The following is a 16,785-nucleotide window of genomic DNA, read 5'->3' as shown; positions in this document are numbered from 1 at the left end:
ACGTCCAACTGCGTATCTAGTCAGCCCTGATTCGGGTTCCAGCTGCTGGCACCCAATGGCTCAATCGGATGCGAATCGCTGAACGGAGCTCCGCAGTTCGGGCAACCTTTGTCCTCACCGCAGCTGTCGCAGTAGAGCGTACCGCAATTGCTGCACTCGTATAAGAGTTCCTTCTGTTCTTCCTTCTCCTGTGCGCCGCAGTAGCTGCAGTCATCCTGCAGGACAAATGCATTCTTGTCAGCCATGGTGATCACATTCCTTTCTTTTGCTCGGGTGACTTCTGTTCCTTGTATCTTTCATCCATCTTCCCGAGATTCCTGCTTGTTTTGCCTATTACAGTTATCAGTATACGGATTTGCCGCTGCCATTTCTGTTACTACTGTTACAAAATCAGAATGCACATCATCAAAAAAGGATTATGGAACATATATGACGAAATTTTATTTTAGAAACGCGATAGGATGAACCAAACAGCAAGACAGCAAGACATAGAAAGGATTGGTGATTCATATGATGGGAGCAATCATCGGGGACATTGTCGGTTCGCGGTTTGAGTGGCACAATTACCGCCACAAGGATTTCACGTTATTCCATCCGAAGTGCCGTCCGACGGATGACAGCATCATGACGCTCGCGGTGGCGGAGGCGATCCTCATGGCGCGGCCGGGGTATGAGAATCTCGCGGAGCAGGCGGTGGCGGCGATGCAGGAGCTCGGGCGCAAGTACCCGAAGGCGGGCTACGGTCGCGGCTTCCGGGCTTGGCTGCAGAGCGAGCATCCGGCGCCCTACAACAGCTTTGGCAATGGCTCGGCCATGCGCGTGAGTCCGGCTGGCTTCGCGGCACGCACAGAAGATGAGGCCAAGGCTCTCTCGTTCGCGGTCACGGCGGTGACGCACAACCACCCGGAGGGCATCAAGGGTGCCGAGGTGGTAGCCGTCCTGATTTACCATGCCCGCCAAGGCATGGCGATGAAGGAGCTGCACGAGCTCGCACAGGATCGCTACTACCCGCTGGACTTCACGCTCGACGAGATCCGGCCGACGTACGAGTTCAGCTCCTCGTGCCAGGGCTCCGTCCCGCAGGCGCTCGTCGCTTTCTTCTCCTCGACGGACTTCGAGGACGCCATCCGCAATGCCATCTCGATCGGCGGCGACAGCGATACCATCGCCGCCATCGCTGGCAGCCTCGCCGAGGCCCACTACGGCATCCCCAAGGATTTGCGCGAAGCTGCCATGCAGCGCCTCGACACGCCATTGCAGGAGATCGTGACAGCCTTTGAAGCAGCCTTCCCGGCATGAGAGCAGCGTCTATTCCATGCAGTTTTCATACAGATTCTGTATAATAAACAAAAATTTGTTCTATCCAAATGCATAAAAAGGGAGATGATCATGATGAAAAAATGGATTCCTTCACTGGCTGCAGGTGCTGTCCTGACGATGAGCACCTCAATCTGCGCGGCGGCTGTCCCGTCGTCGGCACTCGTTGCCGGTGGGATTGAATACGGAGCTTCGGCGGACTATGTCCGGCAGGTGTACGGCACGCCGACAGAGGTGGAGACAAAGCACCATACGCTCTGGAACGGCGAGGTCACGGAATACGAGTACGGCGATTCCTTTGAATTGAAGTTCGTAGACGGCTACGCACGCCACATCGAGATCTCCCGCCACAATGGCATCAAGACCGCCGCAGGCATCGAAGTCGGCTCCACCCTTGACGCCGTGAAGGCCGCCTACGGCGAGCCCGACAAAATCCGCGGGGACAAGTACATCTACTACTGCGACGAAGACAAGAGCATCGGCCTCGTCTTCGAGATTGAGAATAACCGAGTCGACGAGATTGAGATGGGCTATCTGGGCTGACAAATCAAAATCCATAACACAAAATAGGCACGTGCTACAGCTTTTTCTGTAGCACGTGCCTATTTTTCAGTCTTGATAATGGTTCCTGCACTGGATGATTTCTATGCGGCCATCCAAGATTCGATAGACTCATCCCATGCTTCCTCGTCCCAACATACTATCATTTGCTACTCTCAGCCTCAGTCGGATCATGAACAACAAATTTCCCAGCATCCATGCGCTCTGCAGCTGCACAAAGATGACGCTGGTTTGTCTCGCTATAAAATGGATCTCCCGCAGTGACGCGGAACGGGATGGCGCGATCTTTAACCAAGCGTTTCGTAAAGATAGTAACAGCCGCCGACATCGTAAGGCCCATCTCCTCACAGATGGCTTCCGCCTGGCGCTTCAAGTCGGCATCAATACGGATGGTCATCGTTGCATTCGTAGCCATATTTATCACCTTCTTTTACCTTTATTATACTACATTGTATAAACATTGTATAGCAATTATTTTATTTGAGTTGAAAATCATCGAAATACATTATGATGCATCCATCTTTTCTTTCTATCATGATGGTACACCGCTAAATTTCTCTCAAGAGATTCTTTCTGTAGCAGATGTTACAGAAGGAACGCTCATCCTCTCGTATACTGAAGATGTTCCAAGAACGAAGAACCAAGAACAACGGGTTGGACAACCCCTGTAACGACACGAATAGCACAAATAGCAAAGGAAGCGATAGTATGATCACGAAGGATATGACACTCGCGGATGTTGTCAAGGCGCATCCGAACACGATTGGGTTCCTCAACGGCCTGCATCTCGACTACTGCTGCGGCGGTCACGAGGCCATCTCGATTGCCATCCGCGAGAAAGGCATGGACGTCGAGAAGTTCCTCGCGGAGCTCAACGAAGTCGCGGCCCGTCCGACGGCGGCGAAGGATGTGCACGCGGACATCGAGTCGTTCAAGGACCTCAAGGTCACGGAGATGCTCGATGACCTCGAGGCGACGCACCATGTCACGGACCGCCGCCTCATGGCCGAGACGGAGGATCTTCTCAACAAGATCCTCATCGTCCACTACCCGCATCACGGCGAGATGCTCACGCGCCTCCACCACCTCTACGCGGGCCTCAAGGCCGAGCTCGAAGAGCACTTCGCCAAGGAAGAGCAGCTCGTCTTCCCATTGATGCGCCAGCATCCGCACCCGGACAAAGAGACGCTCGACCTCGTCCAGCAGCTCGAGGACGAGCACACGGGCGCAGGCGACGTCATCAAGGAAATCCAGCAACTCACAAACAACTTCACGCCGCCTGAGGACGCCTGCCCGACGTTCCGCCACACCTACGCAACAATGGAAGCCCTCTTCGATGACATCTTCATCCACATCTTCAAAGAGAATTCCATTGCCTTCCCCGAGTACGCCGAACAGCAGTGATACAGTCGCCCATCCGGAAAAGTCCAGTACTGGACTTTTGGGACGGGCGACTCGCATCTAAAGGCGCATGTCGGACCTTCTGGCAGTCGGACGCATCGGATTCTGAGAAAAAAGTTGCCTCTTTTCAGCTGATTTCCTTTTGGACGTCGTATGCTCAAGATAAACAAAGAGATGCCGTAAGGCTCAACTAGCAACGATCGCCATCGCCAATCCTTCGACTCGTCCGATTGACTGATTGTCCGATTGATTGGAGGGAATATCATGAAATCGTTCTTTCAGAAACTGAATGCCAATAAATCCAAGAAACTCGCCATCGCCCTGGCCGTCGCGCTGTCGGCGGCGACATTCGCGGGCTGCTCGCTCGGCTCTTCGACGACTCCGGCCAAGAGCTCGTCGAGCAACGCCCAGCAGACGCAGCAGGCCAACCTCGACAACCTCTCCGACGCGCGCAACACGCCGACCGTCCGCGCCGCCGCAACCGTCGGACCGTCCGTCGTCGGCATCACCAACAAGGCCGTCGCGCGCGACTTCTTCAACAACCCAGTCGAGAGCCAGGGCGTCGGCTCCGGCGTCATCTTCAAGAACGACGGCGGCAAGAGCTACATCGTGACGAACAACCACGTCGTCGACGGCGCGAGCGAGCTCATCGTCTCCCTCTCTGACGGCCGCAGCCTGCCGGGCAAGCTCGTCGGTGCTGATGCGCTCACGGACCTCGCCGTCGTACAGGTCGATGACGGCAACCTGCCGACAGCCGACTTCGGCGACTCCGACGCGACGGTCGTCGGCGAGTCCGTCATTGCCATCGGCAACCCGATGGGCCTTGAGTTCCAGGGCAGCGTGACGAGCGGCGTTGTCAGCGCCCTCAACCGCACGCTCGGCGACGGTGACGCGCGCATCAAGCTCGTGCAGACCGACGCCGCCATCAACCCGGGCAACTCCGGCGGCGCGCTCGTCAACATGGACGGCAAGGTCATCGGCATCAACAGTGCCAAGATTGTCGCCAACGGCGTCGAGGGCATCGGCCTCGCCATCCCGTCGAACGCCGTGCAGAATGTCATCTCCGCCATCATGGAGAAAGGCTACGTGCCGCGCCCGTACCTCGGCGTCTCCATCTTTGACCAGCAGAGCGCCGCGCGCTACGGCTACCAGCTGAACCTCAAGAAAGGCGTCTACCTCTTCCAGGTCGTCCCCGGCGGCCCGGCCAGCAAGGCTGGCCTGCATAAGGGTGATGTCATCACCGCCATCGATGGCGATGAGATCAAGGGCGTCTCCGACCTGCGCGCCAAGATTGCCGAGCACAGCGTCGGCGACAAGATTGAATTGACCGTCCAGCGCGGCAACCAGGAGCGCAAGGCCAGCCTGACGCTTGAAGAGATGCCGCAGGATAATCGCTAATAATCGCTAATAAGAGACATTCCCATACATCTCCCGGTCGGGCGCAGCGACTCCCCCTCGCGGCGCCCGACTCCATCCCCAGAGACAAAGAGGCCCGACTCGCCATCCCCCGGCGAATCGGGTCTCTCTTTTATTTATTGTGATTGCGCCAACAGTCGACAGGCCGACTGCTGTGCGCCCCATCCGTCGACAGGCGCCACTCCGGCCATCGACGGTCAGCAGTCGGACACAAGACCATCAGCTGGCCGTCGGACGGTTGGCGTGCAGGAAGTCGATGTAGTCGTAGCCCCACGCCTCAATGCTCGCGAGCACCGACTCGAACTTCCTCCCGATCTCCGTCAGGCTGTACTCCACGCGCGGCGGCACCTCCGCATAGACCGTGCGACTCACGATGCCCTCGCGCTCGAGCGACTTGAGCTGCGACGACAGTGTCGCATGTGTGATGCCCAGCTCGCGCTCGAGCTCGTTGAAGCGACGCGTGCCCTGACTCAGCTCATGCAGCACGAGAATCGCCCACTTCCCCTGCAGGATCTTCTGCGACGTCACGAACGGGCAGATGCCAAATAAGTCTTTCGCCATGATATTCCTCCAATACGCAAGTACTTGATACCTAGTCAAGCAAAATTACCGTTACTGAAAACTTATAAAAAGCCACATCCTGTTGATGAAAAACTGACTTTTATGTTTCGTTCCTCGTTCATCGCATCCGTTTTTGCCCTCCCGAAGGACAAGCTACTTACGTTTGATATAATGCTTCGGAGGCTTTGACATGACACTCCTTGCTCTCGCAAGGAAGTAAGTCTGTTCCCGACTAACGAATCGGTACTTATCTACATGGACTTCTTTCTATCAGCTTGCAGATGTCATTTGCTCTACGTCCCCATAACATTTGAGATTCAGTGCTGCTTGGAAGTCACGATCGATTACATTGCCACATACAGGACAAACGTACATCCTCTCCGACAGGTTCAAGTCTTTCTTTACATGGCCACAGATGACACAAGTTTTGGAACTCGGATACCATCTATCTGCTATGATAACAGATATCTTGGCCCAATGTGCCTTGTATTCAATCTGTCTGCGGAATTCATAAAGACTCTGTTCCTGGATCTTCTCGGATAAATATCGATTCTTCATCATGCCACGGATATTCAAGTCTTCGAGACATACAAAGCTTGGTTTTCGCTTTATGATTGCCGTCGTACTCTGATGCACATGGTTCTGACGAATATTTGCCAGTCTGTGATTGATCCGTAAAAGCTGTTTTTCACTTTTTATAAGGTTGCTCGTTTTGCAGTAACGATCTCCTTTCTTATTCATTTGGTATTTTCGAGATACCTGACGCTGCAACCTGCGTCTTTTCTTCTTGAGTCTTCTTATTGCACGGGTCTTGTTGATATTCCTGACCTTAGTGGCGTCAGAGAGTACCGCCAAGTCCTTAATGCCTAAATCAATGCCAATCCCTTCTGAGCGAGTATATCGACGTTTCCTATAAGCAAAAGACAGCCCGCGCAAAGGTTTCAATTTCCGAGCGGTCTGTATCCCTACCGACAGCCACCAGCGCTCCCCATCGAACGCAATCCGTGGATTCGTGTATTTCGCCAGGACAGGAATCCTATTCCTTTCGGCAAGTCGAATCCAGTTAAGCCGCTGACGGTTCTTCCGCCTGCTTCCTGCAAGGCTTTCTAGTTTGACATGTGTCTCTGTGAACTGGATCTTGACATTGTCCTGATAGAAACGGAAGTCTCCGTTCTTCTTACTCCTGAACTTGGGATGACCGTTCATGTCATAGACGGTTAAACTCTTGCCAATGCGGTTACAATGCGCAATTTTCTTTGAAGTGTACTTGATGTAGCCAGGCTGCTTCTGCTTGCGGAAGAAGTTCTTGTAGGCAATGCACAAGTCTTTGATGGCCTGCTTCGTGACGTTGTTCGATACATCCTGCAACCACTTGTTTTCCTCTGCATGGCGCAGAACCGTGAACTCTTTACGAAGCGCGCTGTCCGTCTGGATTTTGTGTCCCTCAAAGAAATGATCCATCTGCTTGTTCAGTGCCCAATTATAAGCATATCTTGCAGCACCAGCAAATTGAAATAGCTTAGTCTTCTGTTTGTTATTCGGCAACAGCTGTACTCGGATTGACTTTATCATCTGAATCATCTCCTGCCAACTCTTGAATCATCTTCTTTGCCTGATGCGCTCGTTTTCCTTGAAGTTTGCAACTGAATACTGTGATGATTTGCACCAAATCTTCCACCAGTTCCTGCTGTTCACTTTCCCGAGTCGTATCAACAATCTCGATTTTACATCCATGGATTGTGGCAATTGTTTCAAGAAGCTCAAAGCCAAAGCGTAAGAGCCTGTCCTTATAAAGGACAACAACTTTCTCGACTTGATTGACTTCTATCCTGCGAATCAGCTCTTGCAGCCCCTCCTTCGTATAATTGATTCCAGAGCCTATATCTGTGATGATTTCAAATGGATTTCCTTGCGCGTACAGGTAGGTTCTCAAATTCTCTACTTGTCGTTCAAGATCATCCTTTTGCTTGCGGCTTGATACCCTGCAATATCCGATGACTTTTCTGGGCGCGAACTGAATCCCTGTCACAGCACACAATTGCTCTTCTGAATAGTAGCGGTAGCCATTCGTCGAAGTATGATGAGGATGAAGCCGGCCGCTTCTATCCCAGTTTCTAAGAGTTTGTGGGGTGACCCCGATGATTTTAGCAAATTTATTGATTGTATAGTACTTCAATGGTATCACCTCAATACTATTTTACCAATAAATTGTTTTTTAAGCAAGGCTATTTATACTTTTTTACAACTTTATTTTGACTGTCAGCGGCCTTCTTGTCAACATTCTACACGATTTCTATAATATAGACAAGGGAGTTAGTACAGAAACGATACCTTTATAGGAAATACAACGAGAAAAGAGGAATCCCCATGAAAAAGATGCCCGCTGTTTTCGTCGGACACGGCAGCCCGATGATCGCACTCGACCACAATGAATTGACCGACACCTACAACCGCCTCGGAAAGCGCATCCTCGAGGAATTCGGCAAGCCCAAGGCTATCTTGATGATCTCCGCGCACTGGTACACCCACGGCACCCTCGTGCAGAGCGCCGCAAAGCCGCGCCAGGTCTACGACATGTACGGCTTCCCGCCGGAGCTCTACGAACTCAAGTACGAGCCGACCGGCTGCGCAGACCTCACGCGCGACGTCACGGACCTGCTCGGCGCAGACGTCGAAATCGACGACAGCTGGGGCATCGACCACGGCGCCTGGAGCATCCTCGTCCACATCTTCCCCAAGGCCGACATCCCCGTCGTCCAGCTCTCCGTCAACGGCGACATCACCGAGCACGCCGCCTACAAGCTCGGCCAAAAGCTCGCCAGCCTGCGCGAGAAGGGCTACCTCATCATGGGCAGCGGCAACGTCGTCCACAACCTGCGCCGCGTCGAATGGGAGAACGAGCACGGAAATCCCGCCGCCGACCGCTTCGATGAAGCCATAAAAGCAGCCATCGAGCAGCGCGATGACGAAGCCGTCATCGACTACCACCGCCACCCCGACGCCGACTACGCCGTCCCGACCCTCGACCACTTCCTCCCCCTCCTCTACATCCTCGGCGCCTCCAAAGGCGAGACGCCCTATATCTTCAACAACGTCCGCAACCTCGGCTCCATGGCCCTGACCGGCTACGCCTTCGGCCTTTGAGTCTACTCCTCTGGAGAAGTTGCCGAGCCTGTGAGGAGGATGAGGTTTTCCTCTTGCCGCCTCTGACAGAATGACGTATACTGAAAATGCCAAAAGAGTGTCTAATATGGCACCAAGCAAGCCCCCATCTGGAGTGATGACCGGATGGGGGCTTTGCGTTCATTGACATGTTTAAAGGAATTGATTCCAGTAGCGGAATGATAGAATCAATACGATTAAGTGCATAAAATTATATATATTGATACAAAACAAGAAGGATTTTTCAAATCTTTATCGAATTCGTAGATTTAGAGAAGTTTCCTATGATTTTTATAATAAGGGAAAGGAATGATTATCTATGAATTCACACCACTATATAGCAAAAGTTGTATCACTCTTGCTTTCTGTATGCTTGATTGCTGTAATCGCTGGTTGTGGCGGCCCCAAAAAAGTCACAAATCAACAAATGACCCTACAGTTATCGTACGGAGATCGCACTGGCAGTTATACTGGTGAAGTAAATGAACAAAATGAACCAAACGGAAAAGGAAAGTTCGTCACCAAGAACTCCCAGGGACATGAATGGATTTATGAGGGTGAATTCAAAAATGGTCATTTCGAAGGAAAAGGAAAGACTACTTGGACAAATACGAAGATTTATAACGAAGGTACATACAAAAATGATAGGTTGAATGGACAAGGAAAAGCAACATTATCGCAACACGGTAACTTAAAAGAGTATGAAGGAAATTTTGTAGCTGGAATCCCCATGAAAGCTGATTTCATTGGCTTGAATGAAGATGCCAATTATGCTGATTGGACCTATCGCGTGACATCTGTAAAGACACAAAATTCTGCTGGAAATATTCAAGCTAACGGTCAGTTTTTGATTGTTACATTAGATGAAACGAATAATGGAACTGAACCGCGCCAGCCAGGAGCAGGAGAAGTACAATATTTCTTTAAAGTGATTGATATCAGTAATGGTAAAGAATATAGACCAAATGATCAAGCAATGCTTGGAATTCGCATGGCAAACAAATCATTTAATTCTCCTTGGTATTTATCTCAGGTTAGTCCGGGAACAAGCGTCAAGGGTGTTATCTTCGCTTTCGATATCGCAAAAGATACTGACATCAGTAATCTAGTATTGCTTCCGATTGATAGTTTAGGTGATGTTTCTCCAATCAAATTGCAATAAGCATCACATCAATAAAAAGTAATCAACATATTCACAGTTTTTGATTTGCACGATAGATTTACAATCTAAGTGCAATAGATCCTAGGCAACCAAATTAAAAATTCACCACTGAAAAGTGCTATCGTTATATCCTTTCCGATAGCGCTTTTTGTTTGGGTACTTACTATTATGATTGTTGCAGATACGAAGACAGTCATGGATTAGCAGTGAGATGTTGGCAGAGCGGCAGGAGTTCTTCGAGCTTGGCGACGATGCGGTGCTGCTCGGCAAGTGGAGGGATAGCAATAAGGATACTATTCATTCTTGCCTGATTCATTTTAGGTTGAGCTGTTCCTGTAACATAAGCAGCTAAATTAATTGCATTCATGTAAAATGTCATGTATTTCATATCGATTCCATTTGGAAAGTCAATCACATGCGCATGATTATTGACCCAATATTTACCACGAGCAATAAAAGCAATTGGCTTTGTCCTAGCTAACAAATTTGCTCCATCTTCACCAATAAGCATCAATGGTCTGTCAAAAAGATATTGATCAACTTTATCTATGATGCCAGAGGCTCCGTAATAGTCATAGATTTTATCTAATTTTCTTCGTTGCGTTACAGACAATGGTATGCGTTCACTATCCATGTTAATGCTGATATCACCAAATCTAGCCCACTCCCAGCTGTCGGGGATATCGAAGGGCTTTTCGTCGTCGGTGATGGCGGGCAGTGGCTTGGTTTTCTTGATTTTCTTTTCTTTGATGAGCTGCGCTTTCTCGGCGCGAATCTTGACGAGTAGGTCTTTGGCCGTGCCTTCTTCCTTGCGCTGCGGCACGAGTTTGCCTTCGATGGCGTACTGGAGCAGGCTCTTTTTCATGGCGTCGGGGAAGCGCTGCTCGATGGTGCGGAGCTTGGTCTGGGCTTTGTCGTAGGCGTCGATATCGGGCTGGAGTTCCGCTACCCTGTCAAGGATGCGCTGTGATTCAGCTAATGGCGGCATGGGGATCGGCATGATTGAAAAATCTTCAAAGCGTAAGCTGTCGACTGTCGTAACTTGTTTGCGAAACTGCTTTAAAATATACGGCGACAAACCTTTCAGACACAAAAAAAGATACATTGAGAGTCTTTCATCATAAATCTGAAAGGCTTTTATGTCCTGGTTGATTGTTCCCGGAGCCTTGAGCAATGATACCGGGAATAGTCGCTTCAGTATGCCACTTCGTACAACCATCAATAGTGTTCCTACTGGATATAGCTGTAACCCCTTAGCAGCTTCTTCTGAAATCAATATCTGCGACTTGCTAAGATAGTCCGACTTGATATCTTTCGAGGTGAACCAATTGACTATTCCATTTTCCCAATTGGACGGAACTTGTTTCGATGGTGTTTTTCCACTGCTGAATTGGCCTAAATCCTTCAGCCTCACCCACTCCCAGCTATCGGGGATATCAAATGGCTTTTCCGCGTCCGTTATCTCTGGCAGTGGCTTGCTCTTCTTGATTTTCTTTTCTTTGATGAGCCGTGCTTTTTCGGAGCGGATTTCGGCCAAGAGCTCTTTCGCCGTGCCCTCTTCCTTGAGCTGTGGCACGAGTTTGCCTTCGATGGCGCGCTGGAGGATGCTGCTTTTTAGGTCTTGTGCGTTCATGCGTTTTCCTCCAGTTTGGCGGTGATGCGGGCGAGGATTTTGTCGATATCGTCGTTGAGGGATTTGCGCTGTTCCTGATACTTCTGGATGAGCTCCATGGGCTCGAGGATCTCTTCTTCTTCGTGCGGGAAACCGCAGAGGTCGAGGTTGTAGCCGCCTGCGGCGATCTCGTCGGCGGTGTAGCACTTGGCCTTGGGAAAGTCGCCCTCGAGGATTTCCTGACGGTCGTCCCACCAGGCTTTGACGGGGTCGAAGTGCTCGAGGCGCATGGGCTTTGTCTTGCTGAAGTGCTTGTAGCCCTCGGGCATGTCGAGGCGATAGAACCATGTCTTCTCGGTCGGGTGGGTGCGGTCGAAGAAGAGGATGTTCGTCGTGATGCTCGTGTAGGGCGCGAAGACGCTGCCGGGCAGTCTTATGATAGTGTGCAGGTCGCACTCGGCCATGAGCTTCTTCTTGATGTTGACTTTCGTATTGTCGGTGCCGAAGAGGAAGCCGTCGGGCAGGACGACAGCCGCGCGGCCATTCGCTTTGAGGCGGTAGAGGATAACGCTCATGAAGAGGTCGGCCGTCTCGCTGTCTGCGAGGTCGTCGGGGAAGTGGCTCATGACGTCTTTCTTCTCGCTGCCGCCGTACGGCGGATTCATGAGGATTTTGTCGAATTTGTCGCACTCCGTGTAGTCGAGGACGTCGTGGAGCAGGCTGTTGCCGTGGTCGATGTTGGGGTTGTCGATGCCGTGCAGCAAGAGGTTCGTGATGGCGAGCATGTAAGGGAACTGCTTCTTCTCGATACCGTAGACGGAGTCGTTCCAGAGTGCCTGGTCGTCCGGCGTCCTGATCTGCTTCTCGAGCTCGCGCAGCCAGCTGACGAGGAAGCCGCCGGTGCCGCAGGCGAAATCGGCCATCTGCTCGCCGAGATGCGGCTCGATGCGGTCGGCCATGAAGTCGGTGACGGCGCGCGGCGTGTAGAATTCACCGGCGCGGCCTGCCGACTGGAGTTCCTTGAGGATCGTCTCGTAGATGTCGCCGAGGGCGTGCATATCGTCGTAGCTCTCGAGGTCGATGGCGTCGATGACGTTGATGACCTGGCGCAGCAGCACGCCGTCCTTCATGTACTGGTTCGTCTCCTCGAACATCGTCTTGACAATGCGCTTCTTCTTGGGCATGTCAGGGGTAATCGGGAGATTCTTGAGTGTGCTGAAGAGCTCCGTGACGAAGTCCAAGAGCTCTTCGCCCGTGCGGGCCGTGCCGCTGCCGTCGTCGTGGGCCCAGTTCCGCCAGCGGTAGGGCTCGGGGATGATGGATTGGTAGTCATCTTCATCCATTTCCCAGTCCTCTTCCTTGGCGTCGTAGACCTTGAGGAAGAGCGCCCAGATAATCTGCTCGATGCGCTGGGCGTCGCCGTTGATGCCGGGGTCGTTGCGCATGATGTCCTGAAGCCTTTTGACGAGTCCGCCTAGATTTGTTGCCATGTTGTGTTAACCTGCCTTGTATAGTTCTTGTTCGAGGGCGCGCACGGCTTCTTCATAGCCTTTCTTGCCGTTGAAGAGCTTGCCGATGCGCCCCGGGGTGCCGAATTTCTGGAAGTCTTTCATGCGCAGCACGTCCGCCTTCTCGATGTTCTTGATGCCGAGGTCCTTGTAGCTCTCGAGCAGTGTCTCGAGGACCTCGCGCGCTGCACCGCTGTAGCGGCTCAAGAAGTCGCGGCGCTTGACGCCCTCGGCGCGCTCGCGGCGCGTCAGGGGCTTCTGGTCGTAGGCGACGTGGCAGATGAAGTCGAAGTCGTCGACGTCGTCCATCTTCATCGCCTGCTTGAGCTTGTCGAGGTCGACGCCGCGCTTCGCGAGCACATCGGCGATGGCCTGCTTCTTCTCGGCGGCGTTCCACTCGTGGATGAAGGCATGGAGGTCGCCGAACTGGCCGAGGATGTTCTCCTTGGTGTAGTCGATGATGTTCTCCTGCTTCAGGAGCTTGCCGCCTGCGTCGTAGACGGCAATCGTCTCCTGCACGGTGTAGACCTTGCAGCCGTCGGCGCGCACAAAGGGCTTGGGCGCAGGGTCGCCGCCACCACCGCCACCGCCGGGGCCGTCGCCAGTCGGCTTGCCGTCTCCTCCCTCGCCCGACTCAAAGCCCGGGTCCTCGATGATGGGGCCGTCCCAGTCGGGGTCGGCGAAGAGTCGCGTGACGCCGCGGAAGTCCATGATGACGAAGCTGCGCTTGCCCTCATCGTAGCGCAGGCGCGTGCCGCGGCCGATGATCTGCTTGAACATCGTCATCGAGGTGATGTTCTCGTCGAGCGCGATGAGCCGCACCATCTTGCAGTCGACACCGGTCGAGAGCAGCTGCGACGTCGTTGCGATGACGGGCGTCGGCGAGGCGACGGAGATGAAGTAGTCGAGCTGGCTCTTGCCGTAGGGGTCGCTGCCCGTGATGCGCACGACGTAGTTCGGATACTTCTGCATCATGTCGTTGTTCTGCTGGGCCAGGGCATGGCGCATGCGCTCGGCGGCGGCCTCGTCGGCGCAGAAGACGATGGTCTTGGCCATGCGGTCGGTGTGGCGCAGGTAGTAGGTGATGCGCGCAGCGACTTCGCGGATGCGGTCTTCGAGGACGATATTGTAGTCGTAGTCGGTGTTATTGTAGATGCGGTCCTCGATTTCCTTGCCGAAGAAGTCGAGCTGGCCCTTGCACGGACACCAGCCATTGCCGATGTTCGTCTGCACGTTGATGACGCGGAACGGCGCGAGGAAGCCGTCGTCGATGCCCTGCCGCAGACTGTAGGTGTAGACGGGATCACCGAAGTAATCGATGTTCGAGACGTAGGCCGTCTCTTTCGGCGTGGCCGTCATGCCGATCTGGACAGCCGCGTTGAAGTAGTCGAGGATCTTGCGCCACCGACTGTCGGCCTTGGCCGAGCCGCGGTGACACTCGTCGACGACGATGAGGTCGAAGAAGTCAGGCCGGAAAAGTTAGCGGAAGCGCTCCTCGTCGTTCTCGCCGAAGAGCTGCTGGTAGAGCGAGAAGTAGACCTCGTACGATGTGATCGTCGTGCGGTCGTCGGCCGCGTAGTTGACCTTGTGGATGACGCTGGCGAGCGGCCGGAAATCCTGCTGGATGGACTGGTCGACGAGGATGTTGCGGTCAGCCAGGTAGAGGATCTTCTTCCCGAGGCCCGCCTTGCGCAGCCGGTAGATGATCTGGAAGGCCGTGTACGTCTTGCCCGTGCCCGTCGCCATGACGAGCAACAGGCGGGTCTTCCCGCGGGCAATCGCATCGAGCGTACGGTCGACGGCGACTTGCTGATAGTAGCGCGGCGCAAACGTGTCCTCCGACACATAGAAGGGCTGCTCGAGGACCTTGACCTGCGCATCCGTCAGATGGCCCTCTTCCTTGAGGAGCGCGATGAGCTCCGCCGGACTCGGGAACGCGTCGAGCGGCAGCTCGCGCTCGACACCCGTCAGATAGTCGAACTCTGTAAAAGCGTCGCCGTTCGAACTGTAGGCGAATTTGACGTCCATCATCTCGGCATACGCCTTGGCCTGCTGCAGGCCGTAAGAGACAGTGTGCTTGTTGTCTTTCGCCTCGACGATCGCCAGCGGATGGCCCGACTGCGTGTAGAGTACATAGTCGGCAAACTTCGGCCGCTCGCGCACCTCCAGATTCCCCCGGATATTGACCCGCCCCGCCGTGATCGGCAGCTCCATGCGGATGTCCGACGGATTCCAGACCCGCTCCAGCGCCGGCGTGATGTAGCGATGCTTGATATCCTCCTCCGACAAGAGAGACTTGTCCGTTTCCATATGATCACCACCAAACCATTCGTAATGTCTTAGATTTATTATAGCATCATTTGTGGAACAGCTGTAGTAGTCGGACACATCTTGATCCGTCGGACTGTCCCAAATCGCGACTGAGTCACAAGACAGATTTGACCCGCTGTGGTAGAATACAATCCAGGAGAGCTTTCATTGCTAGCGATGAAAACGAAAGGAAGCCCCGGTTGAGCAGAACCGGGGCTTCTTTTGGTGTTGAGAAAAATTTTCGCATATGCTCTTGATATTCATTATCAGTTATGCTATATTATCTATAGGCTTTCGTTAGCACCTCGATATGAGGCGCAAAGCTCTCCTAAGATATAATACACAGCAAAGATACCGGCGTACTGCTCATGCGCCGGTATCTTTGTGTCTATGTGGCTTTTACTTGTCACCGGATTGGGCATTGGCTTATAATAATAAGTGAGAAAAACAATTCAAGAGGGGGCATGCCAATGGACAAGACGAATCGAACGGATGCGCTGAAGGCCTGGGAGGATCTGACCATCGCGGACAATTTCATCTTCCAGAAGGTCATGCGCAAGAAGCGGCTCTGCAAGCGACTGATTGAGAATATCCTGAACATCAAGATCCGCAAGATCACATTCCCGGAGACAGAGAAGGATATCCACGTGCGCCGCGACAGCAAGAGTGTACGGCTCGATGTCTACGTCGAAGATGAGCAGGGCACGCTCTACGACATTGAAATGCAGACGACAGATTACGCGACCCCGGACGAACTGCCGAAGCGCACGCGCTACTATCAGGCGATGATGGACATGGACGTGCTGAACAAGGGTGAGCTCTACACGAAGCTGCGCCGGACGTACATCATCTTCATCTGCACGTTCGACCCATTCGACCGAGGACGAAGCCTCTACACGTTCCGTGAGACGTGCCAGGAAGAGCCTGCATTCCTGATGGGCGATGAGACAGCCAAGATCTTCTTGAACAGCAAGGGCAGCCGCGAGGGCATCAACCATGACCTCGCCGCATTCCTCGACTACATCGAGGGCAAATCCCCGCAGGGAAAATTTACCGAGAGTATCGCTGATGCGGTAGAAGCAGCGAAAGAGAACAAAGAAATGAAGGTGGAGTATATGACGTTTTTCATGGAATTGCGCCGCCGTGAAGAAAAAGGCCGTGAGGAAGGACGCGCTGAAGGCCGAGCCGAAGGACGTGCCGAAGGACGTGCCGAAGGACGTGCCGAGGGACGCGCTGAAGGACGCGCTGAAGGGCTTGCCGAAGGGGAAGCAAAAGGCACGATAAAAGGCAAGGCAGAGGGCCGCTGGACTACGCTGGTGGAACTCGTGCATGACGGTCTCCTCACGGTGAAAGAGGCGGCGAAGCGGGCAGGCATGTCGGAAGAGGCATTCCGCAAGCTGGCCATGCATTGAGGGATGCTGATGCATATGTAAAAGCAGCGAAAGAGAACAAAAATGAAGGTGGAGTATATGACGTTTTTCATGGAATTGCGCCGCCGTGAAGAAAAAGGCCGTGAAGAAGGACGCGCCGAGGGACGAGCTGAAGGACGAGCCGAAGGACGTGCGGAAGGACGAGCCGAAGGTCGAGCTGAGGGACGTGCTGAAGGGCTTGCCGAAGGGGAAGCAAAAGGCACGATAAAAGGTAAGGCAGAGGCATTGATGGGACTCGTGCATGATGGCCTCCTCACGATGAAAGAAGCGGCGAAGCGGGCAGGCATGACGGAAGAGGCTTTCCGCAAGCTGGCCATGCATTGAGGGATGCTGATGCATATGTAA

15 protein-coding genes and 1 pseudogene are annotated in these 16,785 nt (G+C 53.2%); 8 read left to right on the top strand and 8 right to left on the bottom strand.

The features are described from left to right. Positions 1-20: 20 nt before the first annotated feature. On the bottom strand, positions 21-245 hold the full coding sequence (locus QDI87_RS11380; RefSeq protein WP_036378827.1) for a hypothetical protein: 225 nt from the start codon (positions 243-245) through the stop codon (positions 21-23). A gap of 265 nt (positions 246-510) precedes the next feature. On the opposite strand from QDI87_RS11380, the gene QDI87_RS11375 reads away from it, so the two are divergent. Both QDI87_RS11375 and QDI87_RS11370 read left to right on the top strand, forming a co-directional pair. Beyond that, positions 511-1,299, top strand: coding sequence for an ADP-ribosylglycohydrolase family protein (locus QDI87_RS11375; RefSeq protein WP_278743430.1), 789 nt, complete (start codon positions 511-513; stop codon positions 1,297-1,299). 84 nt (positions 1,300-1,383) lie between these two features. Then, a complete protein-coding gene (locus tag QDI87_RS11370; RefSeq protein WP_278743428.1) occupies positions 1,384-1,860 on the top strand; it encodes a hypothetical protein in 477 nt (158 codons plus the stop codon). Between the two features lie 160 nt (positions 1,861-2,020). On the opposite strand, the gene QDI87_RS11365 is transcribed toward QDI87_RS11370, so the two are convergent. After that, entirely contained in the window at positions 2,021-2,293 is a 273-nt protein-coding gene (locus tag QDI87_RS11365; RefSeq protein WP_278743426.1) for a type II toxin-antitoxin system RelB/DinJ family antitoxin, read from the bottom strand. A gap of 293 nt (positions 2,294-2,586) precedes the next feature. Between QDI87_RS11365 and QDI87_RS11360 the strand changes: the two genes are divergently transcribed. After that, positions 2,587-3,282, top strand: a complete 696-nt coding sequence (locus QDI87_RS11360) for a DUF542 domain-containing protein (protein ID WP_055162832.1) — start codon at positions 2,587-2,589, stop codon at positions 3,280-3,282. A gap of 261 nt (positions 3,283-3,543) precedes the next feature. Continuing rightward, positions 3,544-4,677 carry a S1C family serine protease gene (locus tag QDI87_RS11355; RefSeq protein ID WP_278743424.1) on the top strand — a complete coding sequence of 378 codons (1,134 nt, stop codon included), beginning with the start codon at positions 3,544-3,546 and terminating at the stop codon, positions 4,675-4,677. Positions 4,678-4,914: 237 nt separating this feature from the next. On the opposite strand, the gene QDI87_RS11350 is transcribed toward QDI87_RS11355, so the two are convergent. The 3 genes from QDI87_RS11350 to QDI87_RS11340 all read right to left on the bottom strand — a co-directional run bounded on the left by QDI87_RS11350 (position 4,915) and on the right by QDI87_RS11340 (position 7,432). Then, positions 4,915-5,256: a winged helix-turn-helix transcriptional regulator gene (locus tag QDI87_RS11350; RefSeq protein ID WP_055162828.1), complete on the bottom strand. Its 342-nt coding sequence runs from the start codon at positions 5,254-5,256 to the stop codon at positions 4,915-4,917. A 270-nt stretch (positions 5,257-5,526) separates the two neighbouring features. Then, on the bottom strand, positions 5,527-6,828 hold the full coding sequence (locus QDI87_RS11345; RefSeq protein WP_036378919.1) for an RNA-guided endonuclease InsQ/TnpB family protein: 1,302 nt from the start codon (positions 6,826-6,828) through the stop codon (positions 5,527-5,529). Further along, complete coding sequence (locus QDI87_RS11340) at positions 6,791-7,432, bottom strand: IS607 family transposase (RefSeq protein ID WP_036378921.1); 642 nt, start codon at positions 7,430-7,432, stop codon at positions 6,791-6,793. Before QDI87_RS11340 ends, QDI87_RS11345 begins: the two co-directional genes overlap by 38 nt. 191 nt (positions 7,433-7,623) lie before the next feature. On the opposite strand from QDI87_RS11340, the gene ygiD reads away from it, so the two are divergent. Next, the gene (gene ygiD / locus QDI87_RS11335) at positions 7,624-8,400 is read left to right on the top strand and encodes a 4,5-DOPA dioxygenase extradiol (RefSeq protein WP_036378922.1); all 777 of its coding nucleotides are present in this window, start codon (positions 7,624-7,626) and stop codon (positions 8,398-8,400) included. Between the two features lie 337 nt (positions 8,401-8,737). Continuing rightward, positions 8,738-9,580 carry a hypothetical protein gene (locus QDI87_RS11330; RefSeq protein ID WP_255241110.1) on the top strand — a complete coding sequence of 281 codons (843 nt, stop codon included), beginning with the start codon at positions 8,738-8,740 and terminating at the stop codon, positions 9,578-9,580. Between the two features lie 193 nt (positions 9,581-9,773). Here the strand turns inward: QDI87_RS11330 and QDI87_RS11325 are convergent, their stop codons facing one another. The 3 genes and pseudogenes from QDI87_RS11325 to hsdR form a co-directional block, all read right to left on the bottom strand. Further along, the gene (locus tag QDI87_RS11325) at positions 9,774-11,213 is read right to left on the bottom strand and encodes a restriction endonuclease subunit S (RefSeq protein WP_051652324.1); all 1,440 of its coding nucleotides are present in this window, start codon (positions 11,211-11,213) and stop codon (positions 9,774-9,776) included. Further along, complete coding sequence (locus tag QDI87_RS11320) at positions 11,210-12,682, bottom strand: HsdM family class I SAM-dependent methyltransferase (protein ID WP_036378858.1); 1,473 nt, start codon at positions 12,680-12,682, stop codon at positions 11,210-11,212. Before QDI87_RS11320 ends, QDI87_RS11325 begins: the two co-directional genes overlap by 4 nt. 6 nt (positions 12,683-12,688) lie before the next feature. Continuing rightward, positions 12,689-15,010 (bottom strand): annotated as a pseudogene (gene hsdR / locus QDI87_RS11715) (EcoAI/FtnUII family type I restriction enzme subunit R). 470 nt (positions 15,011-15,480) lie between these two features. On the opposite strand from hsdR, the gene QDI87_RS11305 reads away from it, so the two are divergent. Beyond that, positions 15,481-16,422: an Rpn family recombination-promoting nuclease/putative transposase gene (locus tag QDI87_RS11305; RefSeq protein WP_278743418.1), complete on the top strand. Its 942-nt coding sequence runs from the start codon at positions 15,481-15,483 to the stop codon at positions 16,420-16,422. A gap of 42 nt (positions 16,423-16,464) precedes the next feature. Beyond that, positions 16,465-16,764, top strand: coding sequence for a hypothetical protein (locus QDI87_RS11300; RefSeq protein ID WP_255241121.1), 300 nt, complete (start codon positions 16,465-16,467; stop codon positions 16,762-16,764). Positions 16,765-16,785 lie beyond the last annotated feature (21 nt).

It is taken from the genome of Mitsuokella jalaludinii, assembly GCF_928722185.1.
GTDB lineage: Bacteria > Bacillota > Negativicutes > Selenomonadales > Selenomonadaceae > Mitsuokella > Mitsuokella jalaludinii.
This window is presented reverse-complemented; position numbering and strand designations above follow the sequence as displayed.

Bases quoted from the DNA above. Each gene is read 5' to 3' on its own strand.
- QDI87_RS11300 (WP_255241121.1), top strand. From the start codon at position 16,465: ATGAAGGTGGAGTATATGACGTTTTTCATGGAATTGCGCCGCCGTGAA.
- QDI87_RS11375 (WP_278743430.1), top strand. From the start codon at position 511: ATGATGGGAGCAATCATCGGGGACATTGTCGGTTCGCGGTTTGAGTGG.
- QDI87_RS11380 (WP_036378827.1), bottom strand. From the start codon at position 245: ATGGCTGACAAGAATGCATTTGTCCTGCAGGATGACTGCAGCTACTGC.
- QDI87_RS11370 (WP_278743428.1), top strand. From the start codon at position 1,384: ATGATCATGATGAAAAAATGGATTCCTTCACTGGCTGCAGGTGCTGTC.
- QDI87_RS11360 (WP_055162832.1), top strand. From the start codon at position 2,587: ATGATCACGAAGGATATGACACTCGCGGATGTTGTCAAGGCGCATCCG.
- QDI87_RS11345 (WP_036378919.1), bottom strand. From the start codon at position 6,828: ATGATAAAGTCAATCCGAGTACAGCTGTTGCCGAATAACAAACAGAAG.
- QDI87_RS11350 (WP_055162828.1), bottom strand. From the start codon at position 5,256: ATGGCGAAAGACTTATTTGGCATCTGCCCGTTCGTGACGTCGCAGAAG.
- QDI87_RS11320 (WP_036378858.1), bottom strand. From the start codon at position 12,682: ATGGCAACAAATCTAGGCGGACTCGTCAAAAGGCTTCAGGACATCATG.
- QDI87_RS11355 (WP_278743424.1), top strand. From the start codon at position 3,544: ATGAAATCGTTCTTTCAGAAACTGAATGCCAATAAATCCAAGAAACTC.
- QDI87_RS11325 (WP_051652324.1), bottom strand. From the start codon at position 11,213: ATGAACGCACAAGACCTAAAAAGCAGCATCCTCCAGCGCGCCATCGAA.
- QDI87_RS11330 (WP_255241110.1), top strand. From the start codon at position 8,738: ATGAATTCACACCACTATATAGCAAAAGTTGTATCACTCTTGCTTTCT.
- ygiD (WP_036378922.1), top strand. From the start codon at position 7,624: ATGAAAAAGATGCCCGCTGTTTTCGTCGGACACGGCAGCCCGATGATC.
- QDI87_RS11365 (WP_278743426.1), bottom strand. From the start codon at position 2,293: ATGGCTACGAATGCAACGATGACCATCCGTATTGATGCCGACTTGAAG.
- QDI87_RS11305 (WP_278743418.1), top strand. From the start codon at position 15,481: ATGGACAAGACGAATCGAACGGATGCGCTGAAGGCCTGGGAGGATCTG.